We start from the raw sequence: 7,729 nt of genomic DNA, 5'->3' as shown, positions 1-7,729 counted from the left end.
CACGACGCTCTTCCGATCTCTGTGATCGCAGAGGGGATTGGCGACGCCGTAATGTGCGGCCGCAGCCTGATCGCCGATCCGTACTGGCCAAAGAAAGCGCTGGAAGGCCGGGATGCGGATATCGTTCCCTGCCTGCGGTGCATGCATTGTTATCACATCGCGACAGAACACTGGAATATCCAATGCAGCGTCAATCCCCGCTTCCGCCGGGAGAACCGGGTGCCGCTGCTCCCGCAGCCGGCGGCCCAACGCCGGCGGATTGTGATTGTCGGGGGCGGCCCGGCCGGGATCCAAGCGGCGTTAACCGCGGATCAGCGTGGGCATAAGGTTATTTTAATCGAGAAGCAGCCCAAGCTGGGCGGTGCGTTGAAATGGGCCAGTGCCGGGCCGTTCAAGGAAGACCTGCGGCGATATTGGGATTATCTTCTGCATCAGGTTCGCAACAGTACGATCGACGTCCGCCTGAATGAAACCGCGACACCGGAAACCGTGGAAAACCTGAAACCGGACGCGCTGATTCTGGCGCTGGGCGCTGAACCAGTTCAGCCGCGGATCGAAGGCTCCGAACACGCGGTGCAGGCGCTGGCGGTCATCGAAAATCCGAAGCTGGCGAAAAGACGCTGCGTGATCATCGGCGGCGGCACGATCGGCTGCGAACTGGGACTGGAGCTGGCGGAAAGCGGACATGAGGTGACGATTGTGGAGCTGTCCCAACAAATCTATGCCCAAGCGAATCATCTGACTCGAACCGCGCTGTTCCAGCATTTTGAAAGGGCAGAATCGCTGCGCACGCTGACGGGATGGACTTGTGAACAGATCGGCCCGGACTTCGTCGACGTTTGCGACGGTGCGGGTCAGAGGCAGCGGCTTGCGGCGGATACCGTAATTCTGGCAACCGGCATGAAAGCACGGAAAGCAGAGGCGATGGCGTTTTATGGAATTTGTCCGGAAACGGCGATGGTCGGTGATTGCAACCGTGTCGCAAAGATTCTGGAAGCGACCAACGAAGGTTATTTTCTTGGCGCAACGGTGTAATCGCTTATTGGCGGAGCATCAAAGGGAGAAGGCAGGCGAAAGTCTGTCTTTTCGTTTTCTTTGAAATTGCTGCCGGCTTTAATTGTCTTTCTTAGCATTGGTAATCACTTTCTTTACCAATGTTGCAGGGATTGGCAATGTCCCCTATAATGGTTAACGAAAGTGAACGAAAGGGATCAGATCATGGATAAACTTCAAGTCGTCGTAGAAAAAAACAAATGTATTGGCTGTTCCTTGTGCGTGAAGACCTGTCCGACACATAACTTAAAAATCCAGGAGGACAAAGCGCAGGTCATCCTGGAGGACTGTTTGTTCTGCGGACAGTGTGAAGCGGTTTGCCCGCGCAAAGCGGTGACGGTCAGCGGGTATGATCATGCACCGGAAGAGAAGAACAAAGAGGAAAGACTGGATCCCGGGCAGGTTTTAAATACGATCCGGTTTCGCCGGACTGTTCGCCAGTTTCAAAATAAGCCGGTCCCAACGGAAGTGGTGAAGCAGATTCTGGAAGCGGGATGGATGACGCATACGGCTGAAAACAAACGAGATGTTTCCTTTATAGTTTTAGATCAGGAAAAAGGTCGTTTTGAAAAGCTGGCCGTCAATTTGTTCAGAAAAATAAAACCGCTGGCCGATCTAATCAATCCGCTGGCGCGTAACAATGTCATTGACGATCATTTCTTTTTCTTTAAGGCCCCGCTGGTCATCCTGGTTGTGGCGGAAGATAAGACCAACGGTCTGCTTGCGGCGCAGAATATGGAATTTGTCGCGGAGGCCAACGGCTTAGGTGTGTTGTTCAGCGGCTTTTTTACAATGGCTGCCAACCTGTCGCCGAAAATAAAAAAAGCGTTGCAAATACCGAAAGGGAAGAAAGTTGCGATGACCCTGGTTATGGGGTATCCCGGCGTGCGTTATCTGCGCTCGGTACCGCGAAAGGAGATGAATGTCCAGTGGAAATGAGGCACAAAGCGGTAGAATGCGAAGCGCGGACAAAGCAAATCGCGGAAGGGTTTCAGAACTGCCGCAGCGCTTTTACCGCGATTGGCGATGAAACCCGCCAACTGATATTACAGGTCCTGTTGGAAAGTGATTTATCAGGAATCCGGGTGGGTGAGATCGCGTTAAAAACCCATCTCACACGGCCTTCGGTTTCACATCATCTTCAGATTTTAAAGGAAGCTGGGATCGTCGCAATGCGTAAGGAAGGGACGAAAAACTATTATTATTTAAGTGTGCAGGGGACGCAGTGGAAAGCGATCGCGGATTTAGTCAATTTAATCTACGAAAGCGTGCGTCATATCAGCGAAGACGCTGACAGATAAGGGAGGAAACAGGATGATTTGTTATTTTTCAGGAACCGGCAACAGCGCGTTTGCCGCGCAGCGGATCGGCCGGCTGACGGGCATGGAGGTTCTCGATTTGTTTGAAAGGATCCGTGATCAGGATTACTCGCCGCTGCAAGCCAGTCAGCCCTGGGTGATCGTGACGCCGACCTATGCGTGGAGAATTCCGCGGATTGTCAGCGAGTGGCTGGAAAAGACACCTTTAACCGGGAATTCCAAAATCTATTTTGTCATGACCTGCGGCGGCAGCATCGGCAATGCCGGAGCTTATTTGGAAAAACTCTGCGAACGGAAGAAGATGGATTACCTGGGTTGTTTTCCGATCGTGATGCCGGAAAATTATATCGCGATGTTTTCTACACCGGCGCCAGAGGAAGCGGAGAAGCAGCTTGCGGCGGCTTACCCTGTCATCGAGCAGGCCGCACAAAGTATCAAAAAAGGAGAATGTTTTCCTGAACTGCCGAGAACGATAAAGGACAAACTGAACAGCGGCATCGTCAACGATTTGTTTTATCCGATGTTTGTCCACGCAAAGAAATTTACGGCTACCGAAGCCTGCGTCTCCTGCGGTCAATGTGTTCAGGAGTGTCCGTTGAAAAATATTAAATTGGAAGCAGGACATCCTGTAACTGCACGCATTGCATGGCCTGCATCAGCCGCTGTCCGATGGAGGCCATCGAATATGGCAAGCACACGCAAGGTCTGCCGCGCTACACCTGTCCGGAATCCCGATAAAGAATAGGAAAAAGCCAGTGTTTTCTTTTTTCAAAAAGAGAAAGCATTGTTTTTTTTATTCTCAGATACTGAAAACGGCGTAGAGTGGATCAATGCTTTTAGCACGGAGTAAACTAAATCTGAATCCTAAATTTTAAGTGAGTCAATATCGCGATCGTTTTCCAAGGGATTTTTAATTGGCTCAACACGATAAAAACGCGATGCAATACTATGTAGACATAATCATTCGGCGGCATTCTCCAATTTTGATCGTCTTTTCTTCTATCCAGGCTCGGATTAACATGTTTTTCTCTCCGACGACTGGACTGTGAGATTATCGTACACGAGGAGAGTTTTTTTATTTACGCAAAATTACATGAAAATATCTTAAGCTTTCATAACAAGCGCGGATAATGAAAAACTTGGAATTAAGAGATTCTATAATCTGGAAATCAATCCGTTTCTGCCCGGTCAACAGGCAAACGGCAGTGTGGAAAACGATCACGGAAAACTGGATAATGAGGACAGAAAGCGAGGTTCGTTATGAAAACTTCTTTTCCGCATTTATTCAGTCCGATTCTGATCAATTCTCTGATGTTGAAAAACCGTGTGCTGGCAGCGCCGATGGGCGTGCCGAGAGCACATTTGGTCTCGTCCACCTATTATGGCGGCATCTCTTTGCCGGATAAAGCCAGAGGCGGCAGCGCCGGCGTCGTGGTATCCAGCTATGGGCCGGCGGATATTGTTGGAGCCGCGAATCCCTTTGATAAATATGCGCGCGATGTGACACGGGAAACGCTATCCGTCCTGGAAGAGGGCGGAGCGGCAGGTATTATGGAATTCAGCTTCCATCCGTTAAAGAATCCGGACGGCACGGTGCAGATGCCCAGCGACGGAATTTGTTATACCGGCGAAATGGGCAAAACCATGACCGTGGAACAAATGGAGGACCAGATCCGGGATTTAGCGGATAACTGTAAAAAGGCGAAGGATTTTGGCTTTTCAATGATCATGCTTCATTTTGGACATGACAGCCAATGCTGCCAGTTTCTTTCACCGGTGTGGAACCGCCGCACCGACAGGTATGGCGGCAGTCTGGACAATCGCATCCGCTTTGCCCGGGAAGCCCTGATTGCTGTGCGGCAGGCCGTTGGCCCGCACTATCCGATCATGATGCGGATCTCCCGCCAGCTGATAGTGCCGGAATCGTATTCCGAAGACGAGATGCTTTATTTTCTGAAACAGGTGGAAGATCTGGTCGATATCGTCAACGTCTCGGCCGGGATGGATTGTTACGGTGGGACTGTTGAACACTATGAAGCTAACGTTCATACCCATACCACCGTTTTTGAACCGCAGTATTACAACGCGGCATTTGCGCGCCGGGTCAAGCAGGAATGCAGAGTGAAGGTCGCGCTGGTCGGCGGAATCACGGATCCCGCGGTTTGCGAACAGCTGATCGCGGACGGAAGCACCGATCTGGTCATGCTTGGCCGGCAGCTGGTAGCGGATCCCGACTGGCCGCAAAAAGCCTGCGAGGGCCGGACTGAGGATATCGTTCCCTGCCTGCGGTGCCTGAATTGTTATCACATCGCGACGGAACATGAAAATGTCCAATGCAGCGTCAATCCCCGCTTTCGCCGGGAAAACCGCGTGCCGCGGAAACTGGAAAAGACCGTCAAGCCTAAAACGGTCGTCGTGGTCGGCGGCGGACCGGCCGGGATGAAAGCGGCGCTGACCGCTGAGGAACAAGGCCATCATGTAATCTTGCTGGAGCGCTCGGCCAAGTTGGGCGGTCAGCTGAACTGGGCGGATTATGACGACTATAAAAAAGAGCTGAAAGCATATCGCGAATACCTGATCCGGCAGATCGCCAAGTCCAATGTTGAAGTCCGGCTGGAGACTGAAGCGACGCCTGAAATGATCGCCTCGCTTGCACCGGATGATCTGATTCTCGGATTGGGAGCGAAGTTTATTACGCCGCGCATTCCCGGCGTGGAGTATGCCCGTCAGGCGGTGACGCTGTATCCCGAGCTGGATTCAGCGCAGGGACGGTTTGTGATCATCGGCGGCGGCACGATCGGAACCGAGCTGGCTCTGGAATTGGCAGAACGGGGGAAAACGGTCACGCTGATTGAAATGTCGGATACGTTGTCGGCCAAAGGCAATAAGCTGTACCGGATTGCGCTGCATCAGCATCTTCGCCGCTGTTCAACCTTGACCTGTCTGCTTCAATCGCAAGTGTTGGAAATCAAGCCGGACGGCGTAGAAGTCCGGACCCCGCAGGGAATCCAGCAGATTCCCGCCGATCACATTCTGCTTGCGGTCGGTCTGCGCTCACGGGCGGAAGCAGCTCAGCAATTTTATGGGATTACGCCCAACACCGTGATGATCGGCGATTGTAAGCGGGTGGCGAAAGTCATTGAAGCGACGCACGACGGTTATTTCGCAGGTGCGAATATTCGTTAGATCAGGATAAGAAGGAAAAGGATAACAAGGAGAAGCTTATGTTAAGAAGTGATTTTCTGTGGGGCGGCGCAGTGGCCGCCAACCAATGCGAAGGCGCCTGGAATGTAGATGGCAAAGGTCTGAGTACCGCCGATTGCATGACGGTCGGCGGGATCGGAAAAGTCCGCGAATTTACCGACGGCGTGCTGCCGGGCGTCTATTATCCCAACCATGAAGGCATTGATTTCTATCATCATTATAAAGAGGATATCGCGCTGTTTGCGAAGATGGGTTTCAAGTGCTTCCGCACTTCGATTGCCTGGACGCGGATCTATCCTGACGGCGACGATGAAATCCCCAACGAGAAGGGGTTAGCGTTTTACGACGCGGTTTTCGACGAGTGTTTAAAATATGGCATCGAACCGGTCGTCACGATTTCCCATTATGAAACACCCTATGCGCTGGTAAAAAACTACGGCAGCTGGCGCAGTCGGGAGATGATCGGCTTTTATCTGAAATTCTGCGAAACAATTTTCCATCGGTATAAAAATAAAGTGAAATACTGGATGACCTTCAACGAGATCAACGTGCTGCGTCTGCACAGTGAGATGAGCGCGGGCATCCGAATTGGGGAGAACGAAAATGCCGAACAGGTTCAGCTGCAGGCAGCCCATTACCAGCTGACCGCCAGTGCTCTGGCCGTCAAGCTGGGCCATGCGGTCAATCCGGATTTTAAAATCGGCATGATGATGTTGTATCCGACCTTTTATGGTGAAACATGCAATCCGGCCGATCAGCTGGAATGCATGCGTCAGCTCGATTTGCATCTCTATTTCTCGGACGTGCAGGTCCGCGGTGCATATTCTTCCAAGGCGAAAGCCTATTGGAAGCGGCAGGGGTTGACGCTGGATATCACGCCGGAGGATGAAGCGGCACTGCAGGATGGAACTGTGGATTATATCGGGTTTTCCTATTATAACTCCAACGTGGCAACCGCCCGGGAAGTCGAGCTGATCGGCGGCAACATGTTGAACGCGGTGAAGAATCCCTACCTGAAGGCCAGCGACTGGGGTTGGCAAACTGATCCGATCGGTCTGCGGATCGCGCTCAATCAGTTGTATGACCGGTATCAGATTCCGCTGTTCATTGTGGAAAACGGTCTGGGCGCCGTGGATACGATTGAGCCGGACGGCACCATTGTGGATGATTACCGGATAGAATATCTCCGTCAGCACATCGAAGCGATGAAAGCGGCGGTGGAGGAAGACGGCGTCGATCTGATCGGCTACACGCCGTGGGGCTGTATTGACGTCGTCAGCTGCGGCACCGGGCAGATGAAAAAACGCTATGGCTTCATTTATGTCGACCGGGATGACGAAGGACGGGGGAGCTTAACGCGGTTGAAAAAGAAGTCGTTTGACTGGTACCGCAAGGTCATTGCTTCCAATGGGGAAGAACTGTAAAAAAGCAGGAATACGCGAAGCGATACCGTTCCGGTCCTCCGGTTACGTACAGCTTGAAAAATTGAGGCAATCAAATGGTTTGACAGGGCATTTTGACAGGGCATGAAGATTTAGAAAGTAAAGATCTATAAAAAGGAAAACCGGCAGGAAAGAAGCCGGTTTTCTTGCTTTAAACCTGAGATTCCGGTTATCACTGAATTGAGACACAAGCGGCGATATCCAATCAAGGAAGTCTCAGATTTACATTGAGTGATTGTTGGATTCGCATAGGACTTGCGTCCTCGAAGGAATCTCAATTCTTTAGAGTTTTACTAAACCTCAAAAGTAATTTTACTTTTTCCATTTTCTCAGGTGGCTTTTTTGAATTTTGCGCAATATTAAAGATGTAGGGTCATTGATTAAGGGATTGCCCGTCCTGGATGGATCATTCTTTTGATTCATTTGTTTTTCGAGCTTGTTTACTCAGCTCTGGAAAGGAGGGGCTTTCTATGAAATTTTTCATGGAACTTTTGTCTTCTTTAACGATAAGGGACATTCTGGCGATTGCCCAGCTTCTGACAACCAGCCTGGACTGCATCTTAAAAATTATAGAACTCAAAAGAAATTAGATAATAAAAAACAAGAGTTTTTTGCGTGAATTTGAAAAATCTCAAAATCTCAAAAAACATCAATACAAAAAGATTGAATCTCTTCAACTTTTTGTAATTTGAGATATAATATAGGTGGTTA

The 7,729-nt window shown here is 50.7% G+C and carries 6 protein-coding genes; all 6 read left to right on the top strand.

Translation table 11 applies throughout. The features are described 5' to 3' along the window. Positions 1–1,035: FAD-dependent oxidoreductase (locus tag AC5OW4_RS13255; protein WP_493677074.1), on the top strand; the 1,035-nt coding region annotated here is incomplete at its 5' end. A gap of 183 nt (positions 1,036–1,218) precedes the next feature. After that, complete coding sequence (locus AC5OW4_RS13250; RefSeq protein ID WP_072685539.1) at positions 1,219–1,992, top strand: nitroreductase family protein; 774 nt, start codon at positions 1,219–1,221, stop codon at positions 1,990–1,992. After that, on the top strand, positions 1,989–2,354 hold the full coding sequence (locus tag AC5OW4_RS13245; protein ID WP_072685541.1) for an ArsR/SmtB family transcription factor: 366 nt from the start codon (positions 1,989–1,991) through the stop codon (positions 2,352–2,354). The genes AC5OW4_RS13250 and AC5OW4_RS13245 overlap by 4 nt, the downstream gene beginning before the upstream one ends. Before the next feature lie 13 nt (positions 2,355–2,367). Beyond that, entirely contained in the window at positions 2,368–3,117 is a 750-nt protein-coding gene (locus AC5OW4_RS13240; protein ID WP_229100713.1) for an EFR1 family ferrodoxin, read from the top strand. 515 nt (positions 3,118–3,632) lie between these two features. Next, entirely contained in the window at positions 3,633–5,558 is a 1,926-nt protein-coding gene (locus AC5OW4_RS13235) for an oxidoreductase (RefSeq protein WP_072685543.1), read from the top strand. A 38-nt stretch (positions 5,559–5,596) separates the two neighbouring features. Further along, positions 5,597–7,000 carry a 6-phospho-beta-glucosidase gene (locus AC5OW4_RS13230; protein ID WP_072685545.1) on the top strand — a complete coding sequence of 468 codons (1,404 nt, stop codon included), beginning with the start codon at positions 5,597–5,599 and terminating at the stop codon, positions 6,998–7,000. The last annotated feature ends 729 nt before the right edge of the window (positions 7,001–7,729 follow it).

The organism is Holdemania sp. (assembly GCF_986127675.1).
The sequence above is the reverse complement of the archived record's forward strand: the minus strand, read 5'-3'. Positions and strand labels throughout refer to the sequence as shown.

What these genes read in the sequence shown, in the direction of transcription:
- AC5OW4_RS13250 (WP_072685539.1), top strand. Translation starts at nt 1,219, where the DNA reads ATGGATAAACTTCAAGTCGTCGTAGAAAAAAACAAATGTATTGGCTGT.
- AC5OW4_RS13245 (WP_072685541.1), top strand. Translation starts at nt 1,989, where the DNA reads ATGAGGCACAAAGCGGTAGAATGCGAAGCGCGGACAAAGCAAATCGCG.
- AC5OW4_RS13240 (WP_229100713.1), top strand. Translation starts at nt 2,368, where the DNA reads ATGATTTGTTATTTTTCAGGAACCGGCAACAGCGCGTTTGCCGCGCAG.
- AC5OW4_RS13235 (WP_072685543.1), top strand. Translation starts at nt 3,633, where the DNA reads ATGAAAACTTCTTTTCCGCATTTATTCAGTCCGATTCTGATCAATTCT.
- AC5OW4_RS13230 (WP_072685545.1), top strand. Translation starts at nt 5,597, where the DNA reads ATGTTAAGAAGTGATTTTCTGTGGGGCGGCGCAGTGGCCGCCAACCAA.